Source organism: Alsobacter sp. (genome assembly GCF_059501845.1).
Window position 1 is genome coordinate 48,201 of the sequence record NZ_JCACDK010000018.1, and the last position, 21,832, is coordinate 70,032.

The following is a 21,832-nucleotide window of genomic DNA, read 5'->3' on the forward strand; positions in this document are numbered from 1 at the left end:
AAAGGCTGCCCGACGAATGCTGGACATTCCCCGCGTCGCCTGGGACGCATACTGGCGCTTCGTCGACGACGACGGCTGGGCCATCGCATCGCACATCGCGCTGCAGGCGCTGATGTCGCTCTTCCCGTTCCTGATCTTCGTCACGTCCCTCGCCGCCTTTCTCGGCAGCAAGAACATGGCGACTGCGGCGACCACGCTGATCCTCGAGGCGTGGCCGGACCAGGTGGCGCAGCCGATCGCCCGCGAGATCACGGCGGTGCTGTCCCGGACCCGCTCCGGCATCCTGACATTCGGCGTGGTGCTGGCGATCTACTTCTCGTCTAACGGCATCGAGGCCCTGAGAGTGGCGCTGAACCGCGCCTATCGGGTCCGCGAGACGAGGCCGTGGTGGCTGACGCGGCTGGAATCCATCGTCCTCGTGCTGATCAGCGCCGCCGCGCTGCTTGCCTTCGGCCTTCTCATCGTGATCGGCCCCATCGCCTGGAAGACGGCGGTCTTCTACATGCCGTGGCTGACGCCCTACGCGGTGCAGGTGACGATCCTGCGCTTTGGACTGGCGACGATGGCCATCGTGGTGACGCTGGTGCTGGTGCACAAATACCTGCCGGCCGGGCGCCGCCACATGCGCCAGATCACGCCGGGAGTCCTGCTGACCCTGCTGATGTCGCTCGTCTACGGCGTCGCCTTCGGCGCCTACCTCACCCGCATGGGCCAGACCTACGTGAAGACCTATGCCGGCCTCGCCTCGGTGATGGTGGCGCTCGTCTTCCTCTACGCCGTCGCCTTCGCCTTCGTGTATGGCGGCGAGTTCAACGCCGTCCTCATGGAGCGCCGCAAGGAGCATTCCGAGGAGGAGGATCCCGTGCCGGCTGTGTGAGATGATCCCGCGTCGCCGCCTGTCATCCTCGGCCGGAGCCGCGCAGCGGCGGAGGGGAAGAGGATCCAGGAGCCGACGCTCAACCCGTCCGGGACCGGAGGGGGAACCAAACTACACTGGGTCACCTTCCCGCACCTTTGGCCCGCCGGGGATGACAACCCCGGCGTCATCTCGCCTCCAGTACATCCTCCAGCGTGCGCAGCCCGGCCCGGGGAGAATTGACGAGCACGGCCATGTTGCCGGGGGCGTGCTGGTTCTTCCACATCTTGGTGTGGGCGACGGGGATGCGGTCCCACGGGAAGAGCTCGCTCATGCAGGGATCGATGCGCCGGTCGATGACGAACTGATTGGCGGCCGCCGCCTGCTTCAGATGGGCGAAGTGCGAGCCCTGGATGCGCTTCTGCCTCATCCAGACGAAGCGGGCGTCGAAGGTGATGTTGAAACCCGTCGTGCCCGCGCAGAACACCACCATGCCGCCCCGCTTCACCACGAAGCAGGAGGTGGGGAAGGTGGCCTCGCCCGGGTGCTCGAAGACGATGTCGACGTCCTTGCGGCCGGTGATGTCCCAGATCGCCTTCCCGAACTTCCGCGCGCCCGCCATGTAGGCGGTGTGCTCGGGGGAGTTGACCTTGGGCAGCTGGCCCCAGCAGTCGAAATCCTTGCGGTTGATGACGCCCTTGGCGCCGAGCTGGAGCACGTAGTCGCGCTTGCTCTCGTCCGAGATGATGCCGATTGCGTTGGCGCCCGAGGCCGCGCAGAGCTGCACGCCGAAGACGCCCAGGCCGCCGGAGGCGCCCCACACCAGCACGTTGTCGCCCGGGCGCACGGTGTGCGGGGCGTGGCCGAACAGCATGCGGTAGGCGGTGGCGAGGGTGAGCGTGTAGCAGGCGCTCTCCTCCCAGGTCAGGTGCCGCGGCCGCTGCATCAGCTGGCGCGACTGCACCCGGCAGAACTGCGCGAAGGACCCGTCCGGCGTCTCGTAGCCCCAGATGCGCTGCGACGTCGAGAACATCGGGTCGCCGCCATTGCACTCCTCGTCGTCACCGTCGTCCTGGTTGCAATGAACGACGACCTCGTCGCCGACCTTCCAGCGCCTGACCTTGGCGCCCACGGCCCAGACGATGCCCGAGGCATCCGATCCCGCGACATGGAACGGCAGCTTGTGCCCGTCCAGGGGCGAGATGGGCTCGCCCAGTGCCGCCCAGACGCCGTTGTAGTTGACCCCCGCCGCCATCACGAGGACGAGAACCTCGTCGTCGCCGATGGTCCAGGTCGGCACGGCCTCGAGCTGCATCGCGCTCTCCGGCGGGCCGTGGCGGTCCTTGCGAATGGCCCAGGCCCACATCTTCTCGGGCACGTGCCCGAGCGGCGGGATTTCACCGATGTCGTAGAGATCCTTTGCGGGGGCGCCCGTCGCCATGTCTCAATCCTCCGACCGGGCCTTGAGCCCTGTGGTTGAGCACAGTCTACCATGGCCCATGCTGCACTGCGCCATAGGCCGAAGGCAGCATGCCGGCAACGAGCGCCGCGACCGGGATCAGTGCCGGAAGTGGCGATGGCCGGTGAAAAGCATGGCGAGGCCGGCCTCGTCCGCGGCCCTGATCACCTCGTCGTCGCGCATCGAGCCGCCCGGCTGGATAATCGCCGTCGCACCGGCCTCGGCTGCCGCCAGAAGCCCGTCCGCGAAGGGGAAGAACGCGTCGGAGGCCACCACCGAGCCCTTGGCAAGGCTCTCTGAAAGCCCCGCCGTGCGCGCCGCCTCGGCCGCCTTCCACGCCGCGATGCGCGAGGAATCCACCCGGCTCATCTGGCCGGCGCCGATGCCGACCGTGGCTCCGTCCCTGGCGTAGACGATGGCGTTCGACTTGACGTGCTTGCAGACCCGGAAGGCGAAGACGAGGTCGGCGAGTTCCCGCGGGTCGGGAGCACGCTTCGTCACCACCTTCAGGTCCATGTCGTCCACGACGGCATTGTCGCGGCCCTGGGCGAGGAAGCCGCCCGCCACGGTCCGGAGCACCAGACCCTCGGCGCGCGGATCCGGCAGCCCTCCCGTGACGAGAAGCCGCAGGTTCTTCTTGGCGGCGACGATGCTCACGGCTTCGTCGGTCGCGTCGGGGGCAACGATGACCTCGGTGAAGATCTCGACGATGGCGCGTGCCGCCTCGGCGTCGAGGGTCCTGTTCAGCGCCACGATGCCGCCGAAGGCCGAGACGGGATCGCAGCGCAGCGCCTTGGCATAGGCCTCCGCCAGCGTCTCTCCCTCCGCCACGCCGCAGGGGTTGGCGTGCTTGACGATGACCACCGCCGCCGTGCGCGACGGATCGAACTCCGCCACCGCCTCGAAGGCGGCATCGGTGTCGTTGATGTTGTTGTAGGACAGCGTCTTGCCCTGCAGCTGGCGCGCGGTGGAGACGCCCGGGCGCGTCTCCGCCGTCCTGTAGAAGCCGGCCGCCTGGTGCGGGTTCTCGCCGTAGCGCATGGCCTCCGCCAGCGTCCCGCCCACGGCGCGGAAGCGGGGCATGGTGTCGCCGACCTCGTTCAGGAACCACGTCGAGATGGCCGCGTCGTAGGCGGCGGTGCGGCTGTAGGCCTTGGCGGCGAGGCGGCGGCGCAGACCTCCCGTGGTGCTGCCGCCCGTCTCGCGGATTTCCGCGAGCACCGACGCATAGTCGTCCGGGTCCACCACGACGGCCACGTCGGCATGGTTCTTGGCGGCCGCCCGGATCATGGCGGGACCGCCAATGTCGATATTCTCGATGCAGTCGTCGAACAGCCGGCCGGCGGCGACGGTCTTCTCGAAGGGGTAGAGGTTCACCACCAGGAGGTCGATCGGCACGATGCCGTGCGCCAGCATCGCCGCCTCGTGCTCGGGGTTCTCGCGGATGGAGAGCAGTCCGCCATGCACCTTCGGGTGCAGGGTCTTCACCCGTCCGTCCATCATCTCGGGAAAGCCGGTGACGTCCGACACGTCGGTGACCGGGAGGCCGGCCTCCGCGATGGCCTTGCACGTGCCGCCTGTCGAGACGAGCGCGACGCCGGCCTCCGCCAGCGCGGTCGCCAGCTCGATCAGCCCCGCCTTGTCCGACACCGAGATGAGGGCCCGCCCCACGCGCCGCAGATCGCTCGCCATCGTCCCGTCCTGTCCTGCTGAGCCGGGCTGTGCACCGGCGGGCGCGCGATAGCACGATCAGGCAGGAGACGAAACCGCCCGGACCGGGGAAGCAGGAGTTCCCGGTGAAATGCGCCTATTTCCGCTCGAAGCGCCACTCGACCGTGGGCATGGTGCGCCACGCCCCGGTCACCACGAGCTGCTCCGCGCGCCGCGCGCCGCCGGGGCCGGCAAAGAAGACGCTCTCGTCGATCGCGACCGGCAGCCCTCCGGCATCGAAGTGCCAGCTTCTGCCATCCGGCAGGGCCAGGGTGACGCCGCGGCCGTCGGGGTCTCGACTGGCCTTGACCGAGGGATGCAGGTGGAAACGCACGGCGTAGCTGTCCGGCCCGGACGCGGCGCGGGAGGGGTTGGGCGCATGCACGGTGTCGCTGCCGGACAGGCGCATGCCGTCGGAGGCGAGCACGATGCGGCGCACGTGCAGCACACCGAACAGCGCGCGGTAGCCGTCATGCGACATGGCGAGTGCCACGGACGGGCGGTCGTCGTCGCGCAGCATGTCGCGCTTGGCCTCGACGAGGCGCGGGCCGGACAGGATGGGCGTGCCAAGGAAGCTGCCGACGCCCTCCTCCGGCACGAAGCGGCAGGAGGACGTGTCCGCCACCGTCACGGTGCTGTGCGCCGCCGTCGAGCGGGCGAGCTGCCGCCACTGTTCCCCGCCCGGGGGCGGCGCGCCGCAGTTGACGACGATGCGGAACGGCCCGTCCGAGAGCTCGAAGGACAGGCAGCCCGCATGGGCGCGACCCGAATAGGCCTGCGGAGGCGGCTGGCCGGCGTCGACGATGGCGACGACGCTGCGCGCCTGCAGGCGCTGGTAGCCGGAATGCGGCGCGTTCTCAATCGGGCTGACACGCGCATCGGTGTAGGCGAGCAGCGTCGCGACCGTGTCCGGCGACGTGGCGCTCATGCCGTTGAAGAGGGCGAGCGAGCCGTCGCCGTGCCTGAACAGGCGCAGCATCGGCATCATGCGGTCGATGGCGTTGAGCAGCGCGGCAGGGGCCTCCAGCCCCTGGCTGGCATAGGTCTGGCGCAGCGGCAGGAGGTCGGTGAGGAGGTCGACCAAGGTCTGTGGATTGCGCGCGATGTGACCGCCGTCGGGCAGCACCTGCCGGTCGAGTTCGTCCGACAGGCGACGGGATGCCCGCCGCAGCGCGCTTCCGCCGGTGCCGGAGCACAAGACGACGTAGGCCACCGCGATGGCGCCAAAGAGGCGCGCCTCGCCGGAATCCGAGCGGGAGGCCGTCTTGTCGAGCCAGGCAGCCTGCCTGTGGAGGGAGCGCAGGAAACGACGATAGAAGGAACGGTCCGCGCCGCTGAGGATCAGGGGCGACTGGCTGAGCCAGGAGATGATCCGGCGGGCCACGACCTGCGGTTCCCAGGCCGCGCCGGGCCGGTACTTCCCCCAGGAACCGATCCAGTCGTCCACGAGAGCCCGGGCATTGGCGTTGGCGAGCGCCGAGTCGGCAGCGCGCAAATGCCTGAGCCAGCCGAAGCCCATCAGCGCCTGCGCCCAGGCGTGCGAGGGCGGCTCGATGTCGAACGGCGAACTGCCGGAGGTCGCCGCGAACTTGCCGGCGAAGGCGAAATAGCCGGCGTAGATGTCGTTGGCGACGGTGGGGTCGGTCGTCCGCAGGTCCTGCGGTGCCACGACGAGGCGCTCGCTGCCGCGCACGCCGCCGCCCGAGATCAGCCGCAGGGGTGAAGCGAGGACGCCGCCGGTCGCGCGAAGCCCGTGCCTGGCCAAGAGCATGGCCAGCCGCCAGCGGTCTCCCATTGCGCGTGTCGTCACGGCCCGGCCACTCCGAACGCCCGGCGGTCCGGGCCCGCCGTCCTCTCGCCCCATCCGACGGACGCCGGTCAGATCACCCTGCCGCCAACATGGTTAACGCATGCTTACCGCATCCTGCGCAGGCGCCCGACGAAGAAACCGTCGCAGCCGGAAAGCCGGGGATCCTCGTGGGGGAGCATGTTCGGCAACGTGCGCACGTCGCCCTCCCCCGTGATGGCACCCTCCAGTCCGGGAAGCTCCTCCGGCCGGATCGGCTCGCGCTCCAGCTCCAGATGGCGGGACAGGGCCGCAGTGACCTGGCGCTCGCCCTCCTCCTTCTCCAGCGAGCAGGTGCAGAACACGATGCGTCCGCCAGGCTTCACCACGGCGACGGCGCGGTCGAGAAGACGCGTCTGCAGGGCAGCGAGGCGGAACACGTCCTCCTCCGTCTTGGTCCAGGCCACGTCGGGGTGGCGGCGCAGCGTCCCCGTGGCGGTGCAGGGCGCATCGACGAGGACGGCGTCGAAGCCGGTCTCCTCAAGCTGCGTGGCGTCGGCCGCGAGCGTGCGCACCGCCAGTCCGAGGCGCTTCATGTTGGTGGCGAGCCGGACCAGCCGCTGCTCGGAGCGGTCGACGGCCAGGACGTCTGCGCCCGCAGCGGCGATCTGGGCCGTCTTGCCGCCCGGTGCGGCACAGAAGTCGGCGATCTTCTGTCCCGGGCCGGCACCGAGGAGCCGCGCCGGCAGGGCCGCGGCGGCATCCTGTACCCACCAGCCGCCGTCGGCGTAGCCGGGCAGATCCTGCACCGCCGTGCGCTGGCGCAGCCGCAGCGATCCCGTGGGCAGCAGGAGGGCATCGAGCCTGCCGGCCCAGCCCTCCGCGTCTGCGGCGACGCTGATGTCGACGGGCGCCTCGTTGCGGTGGGCGGCTGCGATGGCGCGCGCCGTCTCCTCGCCCCACGCCGCCACCCAGCGCGCCTTCAGCCAGGCGGGGGTGTCGTCGTCCAGCGGGTCGGACGCGGCCAGGATCGCGTCCTTCTCGCGCGACACGCGGCGCAGCACGGCATTGGCCAGGCTGGAGAAGCGGTCGGCCTCGCGGTCCTCGTGGATGAGGCGCATGGCGAGGTCGACGGCCGCATGGTCGGGCACGTCGAGGAAGAGGAGCTGCGCGCAGGCCGCGACAAGAATGTCGGCGAAGCGGCCGGCCCGATCCGGCATTCCCGAGCGAAGCCGCGCCAGGAGCACGCCCCGGATGGTGCCGAAGCGGCGGATGCCGACCGTCGCGATGGCGCGCGCCAGCCCGCGGTCGCGCGGTTCGAGATCGCCGCCCTCACGCTGCAGCAGCCGGTCGAGGGTCTCGTCCAGCGCCTTGTTCTCGTTCAGCACGGCGGCGAGAGCGGAAACAGCGATGCGGCGCGCGGCGAGCCCGGGCGAGGTATCAGGCTCGCGAGGCCGCTGTTCGCCAACCGGCGCCTTGCCTGCCGGTGCCTTGCGCCCAGGCGACTTGCCCCCGCGTGGATTTCCCCCCGTATTGCCGCCCTGCCTTGCCATCGTTCCGTCCATGCCACGCCCCTGCGGCGCGCGCATTGCCTCCGCCCGTTCCACCCGGTTGTCAATCACGCAGGGCAGGCCTACTTGCCCTCCATGACCGACACGGACCCGAACAGGACGCTGGGACGATGACGGACGAGACAGAAGCCGGCCTGCCGCCGGAGGTTGAACCGGCGCCAGAAAAGCCTCTCACCGAGGCGGCGCGCCGTGCGCTCGCGGAAGCCGAGGCGAGGCGCGTGGAGCTGGACGAGCGCCGCCGCGCGCTGGAACAGCGGGCCGAGACGAACGGCCGCGAAGGGCCCGAGCCGGTGCGCTACGGCGACTGGGAAGTGAAGGGCATCGCGACCGACTTCTGAGGATGGTGCGGCCTCGATTGCCGTCCGGCTCACTTCACAACCATAAGTTGTGCCCACTAGAGTGCCGCTCCCCGGAAGGAGGAGCGATGCGAGACGACAAGGCCGAGACGAGGCTGCGGCTGTTCAGGGAGATCGTTGAGGAGGCGCACCGCACCCTCGGCCTGCGGTTCGGCTTCGGGCTCTGGGACGGAACCCTCGTGCCTGCCGGCTGGCCGCAGGACGGCCTGCGGCTCGTGCTGAAGGACGAGGGCGTGGTGGCCGAGATCATCCGGCGCCCGCGCATCGACACTCTGGTCGCCGCCCACATGGCCGGACGCATCGACCTCGAGAATGGCAGCCTCTTCGATTTCGCCAAGGCCCGTCCGGAGGGCCGGCCGGGACGCCTCCTGCGCAAGCTACCCAAGCTGAAGCTCGCCCGCACCGCGGCCCTGTTCTGGCGCGCGCCGAAAATCGCGGAAGGCGGGCCGCTCGACGCCGTGAAGGAGGAGAAGGACGCGCGCGCCGGCACGGCTGCGGTGAACAAGCGCAACGTCTCCTACCACTACGACGTGTCGAACGCTTTCTACCGCCTCTTCCTCGACGAGGAGATGGTCTACACCTGCGCCTACTTCCAGCCGGACTGGCACGACGACCTCGATCGCGCCCAGCGCGACAAACTCGACATGATCTGCCGCAAGCTCCGCCTGATCCCGGGGGAACGCCTGCTCGACATAGGCTGCGGCTGGGGCGCTCTCGTCTGCCATGCCGCGCGCCACTATGGCGTGACGGCAGTCGGGGCGACGCTGTCGGAGGAGCAGGCCGCCCTGGCGCGGGAAAAGGTGGAGCGGCTGGGCCTATCAGGCCAGGTGACGATCATGGTGCAGGACTTCGCCGCGCTGGAAGGCCCCTTCGACAAGGTCTCTTCGATCGGCATGTTCGAGCATGTCGGCATCGACAACCACCGCAAGTACTTCGCCGCCGTCAATCGCGTGCTGAAGCCGGGTGGCCTTTACCTGCACCACGCCATCTCGCGCCCGGCCAAGGGCGACGACCGCAGCTTCCGCAAGATGCGGGCCGAGTATCGCGCGCTGACCCGCTACATCTTCCCGGGTGGCGAGCTCGACCATCTCGGCATGTCGATCGCCAATCTCGAGCGCGCAAAGTTCGAGATCCACGACGTCGAGGGCTGGCGCCGGCACTATGCGCGGACGACCCGGCTCTGGTGGGAGCGTCTCAACGCCCGCCGGGCGGAGGCCGAGGCCGAGGTCGGAGCGGAGAAGACGCGGCTCTGGCTGCTCTATCTCGCCGGCTGCTCGCTGGCCTTCGAGCGCGGCGCCGTCGGCATTTTCCAGACGGTGGCGCAGAAGCGGGCGAAGGGCTTCAGCCCGCTGCCGCCGACGCGCGCCGACCTCTACGAGGCCTCGAGCACGGCCGGTGATTGACATTCCGCGCGCGAGGGTGTTTCACCTCGCAAAGGCTCACCGGCCCCGGACCATCGCGCTCATGCCGTTCGCATCGTCGACGAAAACGACGGAGAACACGCCCGCCGCCAAACGCGGCGCGGCGCGCTGACGCGTCCTCGCTCCGGTCTCTCCTCCGGCGGAGGACAGAGGCCGATCCGCCCCGGCGGGTCATGAGAGCCGGGGGAGACCACGTTCCGAAAAGGGTTCATGTCATGGGTTTCAAGGTCGCTGTCGCAGGCGCAACGGGCAATGTGGGCCGCGCCATGCTCGACATCCTCGCCGAGCGCGCCTTCCCGGCCGACGAGGTGGTCGCTCTCGCCTCCCCGCGGAGCCAGGGCACCGAGGTCTCGTTCGGCGACCGCACGCTGACCGTGCGCGCCATCGACCATTACGACTTCGCCGGCACGGACATCTGCCTGATGTCCGCAGGCTCGGCCGTGGCCAAGGAATGGGGCCCGCGCATCGGCGCGCAGGGCTGTCTCGTCATCGATAACTCGTCCTTCTTCCGCTACGATTCCGACGTTCCGCTGGTCGTACCGGAGGTCAATGCCGGGGTTCTCGCCGGGTACATGGCGAAGACGGACCGGCGCAACATCATCGCCAACCCCAATTGCTCCACCGCCCAGCTCGTCGTCGCGCTGAAGCCGCTGCACGAGGCGGCGACGATCAGGCGGGTTGTCGTGTCGACCTACCAGTCGGTGTCCGGCGCCGGCAAGGAGGGCATGGACGAGCTCGACCGCCAGACCAAGGCGCTCTACTCGCTGCGCGACGTGGAAGTGAAGAAGTTCCCCAAGCGCATCGCCTTCAACCTCATCCCCCACATCGACGTGTTCATGGAGGACGGGTTCACGAAGGAAGAGTGGAAGATGATGGCCGAGACCAAGAAGATCCTCGACCCGAAGATCAAGCTCACGGCCACCTGCGTGCGCGTGCCCGTCTTCATCGGCCATTCCGAGGCCGTGAACATCGAGTTCGAGAACCCGATCTCGGCCGAGGAGGCGACGCAGATCCTGCGCTCGGCCCCCGGCTGCCTCGTCATCGACAAGCGCGAGCCCGGCGGTTACATCACCCCGCACGAGGCGGCCGGCGAGGACGCGACCTACATCTCGCGCATCCGCGAGGACATCACGGTCGAGAACGGGCTCGCCATGTGGGTCGTCTCCGACAACCTCCGCAAGGGCGCCGCGCTCAACGCCGTGCAGATCGCCGAGGCGCTCATCAACCGCAAGCTCCTCACCCCCCGCGCCGCCGCGGCGTGATTGACTGAGTGCAGGCGCGGGGAACCCTCCCCCGCTTGCGGGGGAGGGCAGGGAGGGGGGACGCTACCGGGCCGAAACGGGCTAACGCCCCCTCTGTCCGCTGCGCGGACATCTCCCCCGCGGGCGGGGGAGAGTTGACCCGGCATGCCGGGCTAGAACTTCTGGATCATCCTCCAACCATTGAACCATCGCAGGGTTGGCGCGCGCCTCTGCCTCCGTCACAATGGTGCGGTGCACAAGCGGAGGAGCCGGACGTGACGGCGGAAACGCGCGACAAGCCCTGGATCTTCCGCACCTATGCGGGCCATTCCACCGCGTCGGAGTCGAACCGGCTCTACCGCGCCAACCTGGGGCGTGGGCAGACCGGCCTCTCCGTCGCCTTCGACCTGCCGACGCAGACCGGCTACGACCCCGACCACGTGCTGGCGCGCGGCGAGGTCGGCAAGGTCGGCGTCTCCATCGCCCATCTCGGCGACATGCGGGCCCTGCTCCAGGACATCCCGCTGACGCAGATGAATACCTCGATGACCATCAACGCCACGGCCGCCTGGCTGCTGGCGCTCTATGTCGCCGTCGCCGACGAGCAGGGCGCGCCGCGCACGGCGCTGCAGGGAACGACCCAGAACGACATCGTCAAGGAGTACCTGTCGCGCGGGACCTACGTCTTCCCGCCCGCGCCCTCGATGCGGCTGATCAAGGACGTCGTGGTGTTCAGCACCGCGGCGCTGCCGAAGTGGAACCCCACCAACGTCTGCAGCTATCACCTGCAGGAGGCCGGTGCGACGCCGGTGCAGGAACTCGCCTTCGCGCTCGCCACCGCCATTGCCGTGCTCGACACGGTCCGCTCCTCCGGAGAGATCGCGGAGGCGGGCTTCGCCGAGGTGGTCGGCCGCATCTCCTTCTTCGTCAATGCCGGCATGCGCTTCGTCACCGAGCTGTGCAAGATGCGGGCGTTCTCCGAGCTCTGGGACGAGATCACCCGCGAGCGCTACGGCGTCGAGGACGAGCGCCACCGCCGCTTCCGCTACGGCGTACAGGTGAACTCCCTCGGGCTCACCGAGCAGCAGCCGGAGAATAACGTTTACCGCATCCTCATCGAGATGCTGGCGGTCGTGCTGTCGAAGCGGGCCCGCGCCCGCGCCGTTCAGCTGCCGGCCTGGAACGAGGCGCTGGGCCTGCCACGCCCGTGGGACCAGCAATGGTCGCTGCGCATGCAGCAGGTGATGGCCTACGAGACAGACCTCCTCGAATACGGCGACATCTTCGACGGCTCCGTCGAGATCGAGCGCAAGGTTGCCGAGCTGAAGCATGCTGCCCGCGCCGAGCTCGCCGCCATCGAGGCGCGCGGCGGCGCCGTCGTCTGCGTCGAGGACGGCACGCTGAAGCGGGCCCTGGTGGAATCCAACGCCCGCCGCATCGCCGGCATCGAGGGTGGCGGGCAGGTGGTTGTCGGCGTCAACCGCTGGGGCGAGAGCGAGCCGTCGCCGCTGACCGCGGGCGAAGGCACGGTGCTCACCGTGCCTGAGGCGGTCGAGACGGAGGCCATCGCCGGCATCCGGCAGTGGCGCTCGCGGCGCGACGCAGGCGAGGTGGAGGCCGCGCTGGAGGACCTGCGCACCGCCGCGCAGGAAGGCCGCAACGTCATGGAGCCCTCGATCCGCTGCGCCAAGGCCGGCGTCACCACCGGCGAATGGGGCGAGACGCTGCGGCGCATCTTCGGAGAGTACCGCGCGCCGACCGGTGTCACGCCCGAGACCCGCACCGAGGCGGAGCAGCGTGAGGTGGCGCTCGTGATCGCCGACCTTGCCGCCCAGCTCGGCGAGACGCCGCGGCTCACAGTCGCCAAGCCTGGCCTCGACGGCCATTCCAACGGCGCCGAGCAGATCGCGCTGCGGGCCCGCGACGTCGGCTTTTCCGTCACATACGAGGGCATCCGCCTGACGCCGGAGGAGATCGTCCGGCAGGTGCGCGACAGCCAGGCACACGTGCTGGGCCTCTCGATCCTCTCCGGCTCGCACGTCCCGCTGGTGCGCGACGTCATGGCGAGGCTGCGCAACGAGGGGCTGGGGCATGTTCCCGTCGTCGTCGGGGGCATCGTGCCGCCGGAGGACGAAAACGTCCTGCGGAACATCGGCGTCCGTGCGGTCTACACGCCCAAGGACTACCGGCTCGACGAGATCATGAAGGATATCGCCGGCATCGTCCGGCGGACTTTGCCTGAGCGGCAGCCCGCCTAATGCAGGGTTGATGCAACATTCTGCTTTCGCTTTAACGTCGTGGCAGTCGGTGTTGCCTAAAGTCATGCCATGGCGCATGGCGCGCCCCGCGGAGTTGCCGCGATGCTGCAGTATCTGGGGTTCGGTTCCGTTTCCAACGACGTGCTGATCGGCGTGGTCGGCATCGTCTTCTTTTTCAGCGTGGCCTCGGGCTGGCTGTGCGACGCCGTGATGAGGGCGCGCGGGTTCGGCATCATCGGCAACGGTGTGCTGGTCTTCCTCGGTGCACTGATCACCCTGGCGGCGTGGCAGCGCTTTGGGTCCGGCGCGAGCACGGCGGATCTCGCCGGCGTCGCGATGCTCTGCATCGGCGCGTCCTACGCCTTCCTCTTCGCCATGGCTCTCGGCAAGCGCCTCGCCCGCTGAGGATACGTCCCGCGCCTGGACGGGTGCCGCACCGCGCGCCGATGCGCTAGGACTGTGGCCTGATCCCGTTCACGGACGCAGCCATGATCCCCGCTCCCCTTCCCGTCACCCGCGCCGACATCGAGGCCGCGGCCGAGCGCATTGCCGGCCATGTCCGCCGCACGCCCCTACTGGAGGGCGATCCCGGGCTGGCGGGCGACGCCTCGGTCAGCCTGAAGCTCGAACTGCTGCAGCACGCCGGCTCCTTCAAGTCGCGCGGCGCCTTTAACACGCTACTGTCGAAGCCCGTGCCGCCCTCCGGCGTCGCGGCGGCCTCCGGAGGCAATCACGGCGTCGCCGTGGCCCTGGCGGCGAAACGGCTGGGACACAAGGCCCGCATCTTCGTCCCGGAGATCTCGCCCGCCGTGAAGGTGGCCGCCATCCGCGCCCATGGCGCGGAGGCGGTGGTGGGCGGCTCCCGATACGCCGATGCGCAGGAGGCCTGCAACCGCTACGCCGCGGAAACCGGTGCCCTCCTCGTCCATCCCTACGACGCGGTTCCCACCCTCGCCGGCCAGGGCACGACGGCGCTGGAGTGGGACGAGGACCTGTCCGCCCTCGGTCTCGCGCCGCTCGACACGGTGCTCGTCGCCGTCGGCGGCGGCGGACTCATCGCCGGCATGGCCGCCTGGTGGGAGGGCCGCGTGAAGGTGGTCGGCGTCGAACCCGAGGGCTCGCGCTGCCTGCATGCCGCGCTGGAGGCCGGCGAACCCGTGGACGTGCCGGTGGAGAGCATCGCCGGCGATTCGCTCGGCGCGCGCCGGGTGGGGACGCTGGCCTTCGCCGTCGCCCGGCAGGCCATCGACCACGTCGCCCTCGTCCCCGACGACGCCATCCGCGCCGCCCAGCAGCGCCTCTGGCGCGACTGGCGCCTGCTGGCCGAACCGGGAGGAGCCGCGGCCCTCGCCGCCCTCCTCACCGGCGCATACAGCCCTGCACCCGGCGAACGCGTCGGCGTGCTGCTGTGCGGCAGCAACGTGGACCCGACAACGGTGGTGGGGTGACGTGGGTCACGCTCGGACCGCGCGTCTTCAGACGCGCTTGGCCGAATGTGCAACTGGGTCAGAACATGCGGGTCTGGAGACCCGCGCTCCACTCCTCACCCTTGACTCCCGCCGCCCTATCCCCTATCGGCTGCCCACTTCAACGGCGATCCTTCGTCCTTGAGCCACCGCCCGGGCCTTGAGCCCGGAGGTCCACGCCCGACAGCGCGATGCGCCCTCGGGCGCGTTCGGCTTTGGGTCGGGGTTCGTCCTCCGCCATTGCGGGGCCGCTATTCTCCGGCAGGAGGTGCGGCTTCCGCAGGCAGAACACGAGGCGCTGATGTTCGAGGGCCTTTCCGACAAGCTCTCCGGCATTCTGGACAAGCTGACGCGGCGCGGTGCGCTGACGGAGGAGGATGTCAACGCGGCGCTGCGCGAGGTGCGGCGCGCGCTGATCGAGGCCGACGTGGCGCTCGAGGTGGTGCGCAGCTTCACCGACAAGGTGCGCGGCCGCGCCGTCGGCGCCGAGGTGGTGAAGTCCGTCAGCCCGGGCCAGATGGTGGTCAAGATCGTCCACGACACGCTCGTGGAGACGCTGGGCTCCGACGCCGACCCGATCAATCTCGACGCCGTGCCTCCCGTGCCGATCCTCATGGTCGGCCTGCAGGGCTCGGGCAAGACGACCTCCACCGCCAAAATCGCCAAACGCCTGCAGGAGCGCAACGGCCGCAAGGTCCTGATGGCGTCGCTCGACACACGCCGGCCGGCCGCCATGGAGCAGCTCGCCGTGCTGGGCCAGCAGGTCGGCGTCGCCACCCTGCCCATCGTCGGCGGCCAGTCGGCCGTGCAGATCGCCCGCCGCGCCATGGAGGCCGGGCGCCTCGGCGGCTACGACGTGGTGATGCTCGACACGGCGGGCCGCGTCACCGTCGACGAGGGCCTGATGGCCGAGGCGGCGGAGGTGAGGGACGCCACCAATCCGCACGAGGTGCTGCTCGTCGCCGACGCGCTCACCGGCCAGGACGCGGTGAACACGGCGCGCGCCTTCGACGGCACGGTGGGCCTCACCGGCATCGTGCTCACCCGCGTCGACGGCGACGGCCGCGGCGGCGCCGCGCTCTCCATGCGCGCCGTCACCGGCAAGCCGATCAAGCTCGTCGGCACCGGCGAGAAGATGGACGCGCTCGACGAGTTCCACCCCTCGCGCGTCGCCAACCGCATCCTCGGCATGGGCGACATCGTCTCGCTCGTCGAGAAGGCGGCGCAGTCGATCGACCAGGACAAGGCAAAGCGCATCGCCGAGAAGATGCGCAAGGGCAAGTTCGACCTGGACGACATGCGCGAGCAGCTGGGCCAGGTCGAGAAGATCGGCGGGCTCGGCGGCCTCATGGGCATGATCCCGGGCATCTCGAAGATGAAGGACCAGATCGCCGCCGCCAATCTCGACGGCAAGGTGATCGGCCGGCAGATCGCCATCATCAACTCGATGACTCCGTCGGAGCGCCGCAACCCCGACGTGCTGAAGGCCTCGCGCAAGAAGCGCATAGCGTCCGGCTCCGGCACCAGGGTCGAGGAGGTGAACCGCCTCCTCAAGAGCCACCGCCAGATGGCCGACATGATGAAGATGATGGGCCAGGGCGGTAAGCGCGGGCCCATGGCCGGCCTCGCCAACATGTTCGGCATGGGCAGCGGCGGCGGCGGCATGCCGAACGTGACGCCCGAGATGATCGAGCAGATGCGGGCCAAGCTGCCTCCCGGCACGCTGCCGCCCGACATGCCCGGCCTTCCCCCCGCCGGCAAGGGCGGCGGCCTGCCCCCTCCTCCTCCCGGCCTCGGCGCCCCCGGCGGCTTCCCCGGCCTGCCGGGCCTCGGCGGCAAGCCCACCCTCCCCGGCCTCGGCGGTCCCAAGCTGCCCGGGCTCGGCGGGTTCAACCCGTTCGGCAAGAAGAAATGAGCAACTTCGCGCAATCGCAGGTAACGGCGAGCGAGCTGGTGCAGCGGGTGTGGTCCATCCGCAAGCAGCTCGACGACGCTCTCATCTGGAACGAGGTGCGCATGTTCCGCCTGGACGGCGTGACCATTCTGGCTCACGTGCCCGGCGCCTATTGGGAAATCGACGTGCTGGAAGACGGCAGCGTGGATTTCGAGGTTTTCAAGTCTGTTGGCGATCTACAGCCCGGAAATGATCTCCAGGCCGCCATCGCCGAGATGCGCAGTTACGAAACTCAAGACCAGGAGTAAACTATGGCCCTCAAGATCCGTCTCGCCCGTGGCGGCGCCAAGAAGCGCCCGCACTACTCGATCGTCGTCGCCGACAGCCGCTATCCGCGCGACGGCCGCTTCATCGAGAAGCTCGGCACCTTCGATCCCATGCAGCCCAAGGACTCGGCCGAGCGCGTCAAGTTCGACGTCGAGAAGGCGAAGGATTGGCTCGCCAAGGGCGCCCAGCCGACCGACCGCGTCGCCCGCTTCCTCGACGCCGCCGGCGCCCTGAAGCGCGAGGCGCGCAACAACCCGCAGAAGGCCCAGCCGAAGAAGAAGGCCCAGGAGCGCGCCGCCGCTGCCGCCACCGCTTCCGGCGAGGCCGCCGAGTAAGGGCGCTTCTTTCCGCGGCTTACCGCCCTCGTCATCCCCGGCGGCCCGAAGGGCCGGGACGGGGATCCAGGGGCGGCGTCCCGCGGGAACAGGCCTGGGTCACCTCCCCGCCGTTGCGCGGCGGCGGGGGATGACAGCGAACCGGAACCGCCATGTCCAGCGATCTCATCCTCGTCGGCGTGTTCGGGGCCCCGCACGGCGTGCGGGGCGAACTCCGGCTGAAGTCCTACACGGCCGACCCCATGGCCATCGCCGACTACGCGCCGCTGACCGATGCGGCCGGCAAGCGCCGCTTCGTCATCGAGGCGGCGCGGCCGGTGAAGGACGATATGCTCGTCGTGCGCGTCGCCGGCATCGCCGACCGTGACGCCGCGGCGGCGCTGACCAATGTGCGCCTCCACGTCCCCCGATCGGTCCTTCCACCGGTGGAGGAGGAGGACGAGTTCTACCAGGCCGACCTCGTCGGCCTTAGGGTGGAGACGTCCGGGGGCGAGGCGCTGGGCGTTGTCGGAGCCGTGCTCGATTTCGGCGCGGGCGACATCCTCGAGGTGACGCCGCCGGGCGGCGGAACGCCGTTCCTCCTGCCCTTCACCAAGGCCACCGTACCTGTCGTCGACATCGCGGGCGGGCGGCTGGTGGCCGAGCCTCCGGCCGAGACAGAGGCTCGAGAGGAGAAGGCGGACGGGCCGTGAGCTGGTCCGCCACGGTCCTCACACTCTTCCCCGACATGTTCCCCGGCCCTCTCGGCCTGTCGCTCGCCGGCGACGCGCTGGCCCGCGGCGCGTGGAGCCTTTCGCCCTACGACATCCGCAACCATAGCCTCGGCCGGCACCGGGCGGTCGACGACACGCCGGCCGGCGGAGGCGCCGGGATGGTGCTGCGCGCCGACGTGCTGGCCGCCGCCGTCGATGCCGTCTCGCCGCCGGACGATCGCCGGCCGCGCCTGCTGATGAGCCCGCGCGGAAGGCCGCTCGACCAGGCTCGTGTCCGCAGCCTCGCCGCGGGGCCCGGCGTCGTGCTGGTCTGCGGCCGGTTCGAGGGAGTAGACGAACGGGTGATCGCCGGGCGTGGGCTCGAGGAGGTCTCCATCGGCGACTACGTGCTCTCCGGCGGGGAACTCGCGGCCCTCGTTCTTCTCGACGCCTGCGTGCGCCTGCTGCCGGGCGTCATGGGCAAGGCCGAATCCGGCACCGAGGAGAGCTTCGAGAACAGCCTGCTCGAATACCCGCACTACACCCGCCCGCGCGACTGGGAGGGCCGCGCCATCCCCGAGATCCTGCTCTCCGGAGACCATGCCCGCATCGCCCGCTGGCGCAGGGACGAGGCCGAGCGGATCACGCGGGAGAGGCGCCCGGACCTGGCGGCGAAGGCCCGGCAGGGCTAGCAGCCGTGCCCGCGTCGCTGCGGGGCATGTTCGCGACGCATGCCGGATTGACGGGGAAGGGTTTCGCACCTAGCGTCCGCTCGACGGTTCCCTTCGGGGATCAAAAGGGAACGCAGTGGGGGCACATGCCCGAAACTGCGGCTGCCCCCGCAACTGTGAGCGGTGAGTCATCGTCATCTGGGCCACTGGGAAACCGGGAAGGCGGACGAATGACGGCGAACCGCGAGCCAGGAGACCTGCCGTCGGCCTAGTCAGCGTGAACACACCGGGCGGGGTGCACCGGTGGGTAGCCGGATGATGACGTCAGGTCATGGATCCGGACCCCGTTCGCGGTGACGTGACACGCCCGAGAGGCCCTTCATGTCCACGTCGCTCACCCAGGCCCGCTCTCCGGCCGCCGCCCGCCCCGCTTCCGCGCTGCTGGCAGCCTTCGCCGCGATGTTCGTCGGTGCTGTGCTCGTCTATGGCGTGGGCTTCGCCAGCCCCGCCACGATCCACAACGCCGCGCACGACGCGCGCCACTCCTTCTCCTTCCCCTGCCATTGAGCGGCGGCTCCATGGTTTACCGCGTCTTCGCCGCCGCGCTCGTAGCTGGCGTCTTCGCCGGCCTGGCCGCCTTCGGCCTGCAGCAGGTGCGTATCTCGCCGCTGATCCAGCAGGCCGAGGTCTATGAGGCGGCGGGCGAGCCCGCCGGCCATGACCATGCGACTCACGACCATGCCACCACCGGCGACGCGCAGGCGGCCGCTCCGGCAGGCCACGATCATGGTGGCGCCTGGGAGCCGGAAGGCGCGGCGCGCCATGGCCTGACGCTTCTGGCCGACATCCTCGCCGGCGTCGGCTTTGCGCTCCTGCTCACCGGCGCGATGTGCCTCGCCGAACTCCGCGGCCATGGCGTGGACCTCAAGCGCGGTCTCCTGTGGGGCGCGGCGGGCTTCGCCGTGTTTTCGGCCGCCCCGGCCATGGGCCTGCCTCCCGAACTGCCCGGCATGCAGGCCGCCGACCTCGAGCTGCGCCAGCTCTGGTGGATCGGCACAGCCGCTGCCACAGCGGCAGGCCTCGGCGTCGCGGTCTTCGCGCGGTCGACGCTCGCCAAGGCGCTCGGCGTCGTTCTCATCGTCCTGCCGCATGTCTTCGGTGCGCCGTCTCATACCGGCGCTGGCGGTCTCGTACCGCCGGAGCTCGCCGCCCAGTTCGTGACGGCCTCGCTCGTGACCTCAGCCCTGTTCTGGCTCGTCGCGGGCGGCGCGGCCGGATGGCTCTACGAGCGGCTCGGCCGCCAGGGCACGCCGGACATCGCGGCTGTTTAGGTGAAAGGCGGCGCCAGGGGGCAGACCCCGCGCCGCGATCTTCTCCGCCGCCGCCCGGGCAAAGGCGGTCTCGTTCGCAGCGAAATACGCCAGGCAGTCTCGTGAGCCCGGCTCGGGGTCACCCAGCAGCACGCGAAACGCGCGCCGGTGCACGACGCATCGCCCGCCATGCTCCCGCGGCGTGAAGGCGAGCGAATCGATCTCCTCCAGCCAGCCCGGCATAGCTCACGCCGCGATCAGCTTGCGCCCGTCATGGCCGGTGATCGCAACCTCGACCAGGCGGCCGGGCTCCATCGCGACCGGCAGGCTGACGGGAGTGAAGTCCTCGGTGCGTGCCGTCGCATTGCGCTCGGTCAGCACACCCCGGATCCGCCCGACCTGGGCGTCGAGATGCGCGCGCAGCGCGGCCTCGCCTCTCTCCCGGAGCCGCCGGGCGCGCTCTCGCACCACGGCCGGTTCGACCTGAGGCATGCGCGCGGCCGGCGTACCCGGCCGGGGCGAGAACGGAAAGACGTGGAGGTGGGTCAGCCCGCACTCGTCCACGAGGTCCAGCGAGCGGGCGAACATCGCCTCGCTCTCCGTGGGAAAGCCGGCAATGAGATCCGCCCCGAGCACGATCTCGGGCCGCAGCCGGCGCACCGTGTTGCAGAAGGCGACGGCATCCGCCCGCGTATGACGCCGCTTCATGCGCTTCAGCACGAGGTCGTCCCCCGCCTGCAGAGACAGATGGAGATGCGGCATCAGCCGCGGCTCGCAGGCCAGCGCGTCGAGCAGGTCGCGGTCGGCCTCGATCGAGTCGATGGACGATATGCGCAGCCGCTTCAGGGCCGGCACGCCGCGCAGGATCGCCTTGACCAGCGCGCCCAGGCGGGGCTGCCCGGGCAGGTCGCCGCCCCAGCTCGTGATGTCGACGCCGGTCAGCACGATCTCGGCATGGCCGGCGTCGACCAGCTCGGCGGCACGCTGCACGGCATGCTCCAAAGGCACGGAGCGGGAATTGCCACGGCCGAAAGGGATCACGCAGAAGGTGCAGCGGTGGTCGCACCCCGTCTGCACCTGCAGGAAGGCGCGGGTCCGGTCCGCCCTGCCCTCGGCGAGCGACGGCGGCCCGGCGCGCGGCGCGAAGATGTCGGGAACATCGATCCGCGACGCCGCGGACGCCGGAGGGATCCAGCTCTCGGGCGCCAGCTTCACGGCATTGCCGAGCACGCGGTCCACCTCCGGCATGGCGGCAAAGCGGCCCGGCTCAACCTGCGCGGCGCAGCCGGTCACGACGATGTCGGCATCGGGCTTCTCGCGGCGGGCGCGGCGGATGGCTTGCGCGGCCTGGCGGACCGCCTCCTCCGTCACGGCGCAGGTGTTCACGATGACCGCGTCGGTCGATCCCGCTTCCTCCGCGGCGCGCCGCATCGCCTCCGACTCCGCGAGATTGACCCGGCAGCCGAAGGTGAGCACCTCCACCGGCATCAGGCGGCCCCGGCGAAGAGCGCCGGCGACAGGACGCCTTCGTGCTCCAGCTCGACCGGGCCGGTCATCAGCACGTGGCCGTCCGATTCGCGCCAGTGGATGAGGAGGTCGCCGCCGGGCAGGGTCACGGTGACCCCCCGTCCCGTGAGCTCCTTGCGGACCGCAGCCACCGCGGCGGCGCAGGCGGCCGAGCCGCAGGCCTGCGTCAGGCCGACGCCGCGTTCCCACACCTTCAGGGTGATGGAGGCCGGCGAGGTGACATGCGCGAGCGAGATGTTGGCGCGCTCGGGAAAGATCGGGTGGTTCTCCAGGAGCGGGCCGACGCGCTCGAGCCCGTAGGCCTCGACGTCGTCCACCCAAAAAATGGCATGCGGATTGCCCATGTTGACCGCCGACGGCGTGTGCAGCACCGGCGCGTCGATGGGACCGACCTGCAGCTCGAAGCCGGTCGTGTCCGGGAACTCCTCGGCGAGCGGGATCTCGTCCCAGCGCAGCCGCGGCGCGCCCATGTCCACGGTGAAGGACGTCTCGCCGTCGCGGCGGACCGGGAGCAGCCCTGCCACCGTCTCCACGGCGAATGCGTCCGGGACGCCGTCTCGCACGAGATACCAGCCGACGCAGCGCGTGCCGTTTCCGCACGCCTGGGCCTCCGACCCGTCGGTGTTGTAGATGCGCACGAAGGCTTCCGTCCCCGGGGTCACGGGGTCGTGCAGCACCATCATCTGGTCGAACGGCGTGTCGCGACCGGCCGCGACGGCGCGGGCCTCATGCGGCTGGACGCGGAGCGAGGTGCCCCTGAGGTCGAGGACGACGATCTCGTTGCCGAGACCGTTCATCTTCAGGTAGGGCCGGCCGGCGAGCGGGCTCATGCTTGAATTCCAGGCGTGGGCGCGGCAGCGAAGTTTGGCACGCCGGCGGCGGAGCCGCGATTCCGTCGCGCGAGAGGCGCAATTCCGCCGCCCCGCACGGGCATCGCGCATTGCACGGCGTT

Annotated in this window: 20 protein-coding genes and 1 riboswitch; of the genes, 14 read left to right on the forward strand and 6 right to left on the reverse strand. The window is 70.2% G+C overall.

Annotation, left to right across the window (positions count from 1 at the left end):
• Nucleotides 1–16: 16 nt before the first annotated feature.
• Nucleotides 17–877 carry a YihY/virulence factor BrkB family protein gene (locus AC5JCN_RS15130; protein ID WP_495755909.1) on the forward strand — a complete coding sequence of 287 codons (861 nt, stop codon included), beginning with the start codon at nucleotides 17–19 and terminating at the stop codon, nucleotides 875–877.
• A gap of 166 nt (nucleotides 878–1,043) precedes the next feature.
• Here AC5JCN_RS15130 and ccrA read toward each other — a convergent pair whose 3' ends face one another.
• The 4 genes from ccrA to AC5JCN_RS15150 all read right to left on the reverse strand — a co-directional run bounded on the left by ccrA (nucleotide 1,044) and on the right by AC5JCN_RS15150 (nucleotide 7,376).
• The gene (gene ccrA / locus AC5JCN_RS15135) at nucleotides 1,044–2,297 is read right to left on the reverse strand and encodes a crotonyl-CoA carboxylase/reductase (protein ID WP_495755910.1); all 1,254 of its coding nucleotides are present in this window, start codon (nucleotides 2,295–2,297) and stop codon (nucleotides 1,044–1,046) included.
• 117 nt (nucleotides 2,298–2,414) lie between these two features.
• Entirely contained in the window at nucleotides 2,415–4,007 is a 1,593-nt protein-coding gene (gene purH / locus AC5JCN_RS15140; protein ID WP_495755911.1) for a bifunctional phosphoribosylaminoimidazolecarboxamide formyltransferase/IMP cyclohydrolase, read from the reverse strand.
• 115 nt (nucleotides 4,008–4,122) lie between these two features.
• Nucleotides 4,123–5,835, reverse strand: a complete 1,713-nt coding sequence (locus AC5JCN_RS15145; RefSeq protein ID WP_495755912.1) for a heparinase II/III family protein — start codon at nucleotides 5,833–5,835, stop codon at nucleotides 4,123–4,125.
• 104 nt (nucleotides 5,836–5,939) lie between these two features.
• Nucleotides 5,940–7,376 (reverse strand): RsmB/NOP family class I SAM-dependent RNA methyltransferase, encoded by a 1,437-nt coding sequence (locus tag AC5JCN_RS15150; protein ID WP_495755913.1) that lies wholly within the window; start codon nucleotides 7,374–7,376, stop codon nucleotides 5,940–5,942.
• Nucleotides 7,377–7,492: 116 nt separating this feature from the next.
• Here AC5JCN_RS15150 and AC5JCN_RS15155 point away from each other — a divergent pair, with 116 nt between their 5' ends.
• The 13 genes from AC5JCN_RS15155 (at nucleotide 7,493) to AC5JCN_RS15215 (ending at nucleotide 19,374) form a co-directional block, all read left to right on the forward strand.
• Complete coding sequence (locus AC5JCN_RS15155; RefSeq protein WP_495755914.1) at nucleotides 7,493–7,720, forward strand: DUF1674 domain-containing protein; 228 nt, start codon at nucleotides 7,493–7,495, stop codon at nucleotides 7,718–7,720.
• An 86-nt stretch (nucleotides 7,721–7,806) separates the two neighbouring features.
• Complete coding sequence (locus AC5JCN_RS15160) at nucleotides 7,807–9,141, forward strand: class I SAM-dependent methyltransferase (RefSeq protein WP_495755915.1); 1,335 nt, start codon at nucleotides 7,807–7,809, stop codon at nucleotides 9,139–9,141.
• A gap of 233 nt (nucleotides 9,142–9,374) precedes the next feature.
• Nucleotides 9,375–10,421 carry an aspartate-semialdehyde dehydrogenase gene (locus AC5JCN_RS15165; RefSeq protein ID WP_495755916.1) on the forward strand — a complete coding sequence of 349 codons (1,047 nt, stop codon included), beginning with the start codon at nucleotides 9,375–9,377 and terminating at the stop codon, nucleotides 10,419–10,421.
• A gap of 209 nt (nucleotides 10,422–10,630) precedes the next feature.
• Entirely contained in the window at nucleotides 10,631–12,658 is a 2,028-nt protein-coding gene (locus AC5JCN_RS15170; protein ID WP_495757659.1) for a methylmalonyl-CoA mutase family protein, read from the forward strand.
• A gap of 102 nt (nucleotides 12,659–12,760) precedes the next feature.
• On the forward strand, nucleotides 12,761–13,063 hold the full coding sequence (locus tag AC5JCN_RS15175) for a hypothetical protein (protein WP_495755917.1): 303 nt from the start codon (nucleotides 12,761–12,763) through the stop codon (nucleotides 13,061–13,063).
• Nucleotides 13,064–13,146: 83 nt separating this feature from the next.
• Nucleotides 13,147–14,106, forward strand: coding sequence for a threonine/serine dehydratase (locus AC5JCN_RS15180; RefSeq protein WP_495755918.1), 960 nt, complete (start codon nucleotides 13,147–13,149; stop codon nucleotides 14,104–14,106).
• A gap of 319 nt (nucleotides 14,107–14,425) precedes the next feature.
• A complete protein-coding gene (gene ffh / locus AC5JCN_RS15185) occupies nucleotides 14,426–16,039 on the forward strand; it encodes a signal recognition particle protein (protein WP_495755919.1) in 1,614 nt (537 codons plus the stop codon).
• Complete coding sequence (locus tag AC5JCN_RS15190) at nucleotides 16,036–16,326, forward strand: hypothetical protein (RefSeq protein WP_495755920.1); 291 nt, start codon at nucleotides 16,036–16,038, stop codon at nucleotides 16,324–16,326. Before ffh ends, AC5JCN_RS15190 begins: the two co-directional genes overlap by 4 nt.
• Nucleotides 16,327–16,329: 3 nt before the next feature.
• Nucleotides 16,330–16,680: a 30S ribosomal protein S16 gene (gene rpsP / locus AC5JCN_RS15195; RefSeq protein ID WP_495755921.1), complete on the forward strand. Its 351-nt coding sequence runs from the start codon at nucleotides 16,330–16,332 to the stop codon at nucleotides 16,678–16,680.
• 152 nt (nucleotides 16,681–16,832) lie between these two features.
• A complete protein-coding gene (gene rimM, locus AC5JCN_RS15200) occupies nucleotides 16,833–17,372 on the forward strand; it encodes a ribosome maturation factor RimM (protein WP_495755922.1) in 540 nt (179 codons plus the stop codon).
• On the forward strand, nucleotides 17,369–18,064 hold the full coding sequence (gene trmD / locus AC5JCN_RS15205) for a tRNA (guanosine(37)-N1)-methyltransferase TrmD (RefSeq protein WP_495755923.1): 696 nt from the start codon (nucleotides 17,369–17,371) through the stop codon (nucleotides 18,062–18,064). Before rimM ends, trmD begins: the two co-directional genes overlap by 4 nt.
• A 67-nt stretch (nucleotides 18,065–18,131) precedes the next feature.
• Nucleotides 18,132–18,322: riboswitch (cobalamin riboswitch) on the forward strand.
• 102 nt (nucleotides 18,323–18,424) lie between these two features.
• Entirely contained in the window at nucleotides 18,425–18,610 is a 186-nt protein-coding gene (locus AC5JCN_RS15210; RefSeq protein ID WP_495755924.1) for a CbtB domain-containing protein, read from the forward strand.
• Between the two features lie 11 nt (nucleotides 18,611–18,621).
• Nucleotides 18,622–19,374, forward strand: coding sequence for a CbtA family protein (locus tag AC5JCN_RS15215; RefSeq protein ID WP_495755925.1), 753 nt, complete (start codon nucleotides 18,622–18,624; stop codon nucleotides 19,372–19,374).
• Between the two features lie 225 nt (nucleotides 19,375–19,599).
• On the opposite strand, the gene mtaB is transcribed toward AC5JCN_RS15215, so the two are convergent.
• Nucleotides 19,600–20,841, reverse strand: coding sequence for a tRNA (N(6)-L-threonylcarbamoyladenosine(37)-C(2))-methylthiotransferase MtaB (gene mtaB / locus AC5JCN_RS15220; RefSeq protein ID WP_495755926.1), 1,242 nt, complete (start codon nucleotides 20,839–20,841; stop codon nucleotides 19,600–19,602).
• Nucleotides 20,841–21,710, reverse strand: a complete 870-nt coding sequence (gene dapF, locus AC5JCN_RS15225) for a diaminopimelate epimerase (RefSeq protein ID WP_495755927.1) — start codon at nucleotides 21,708–21,710, stop codon at nucleotides 20,841–20,843. The genes mtaB and dapF overlap by 1 nt, the downstream gene beginning before the upstream one ends.
• Between the last annotated feature and the right edge of the window lie 122 nt (nucleotides 21,711–21,832).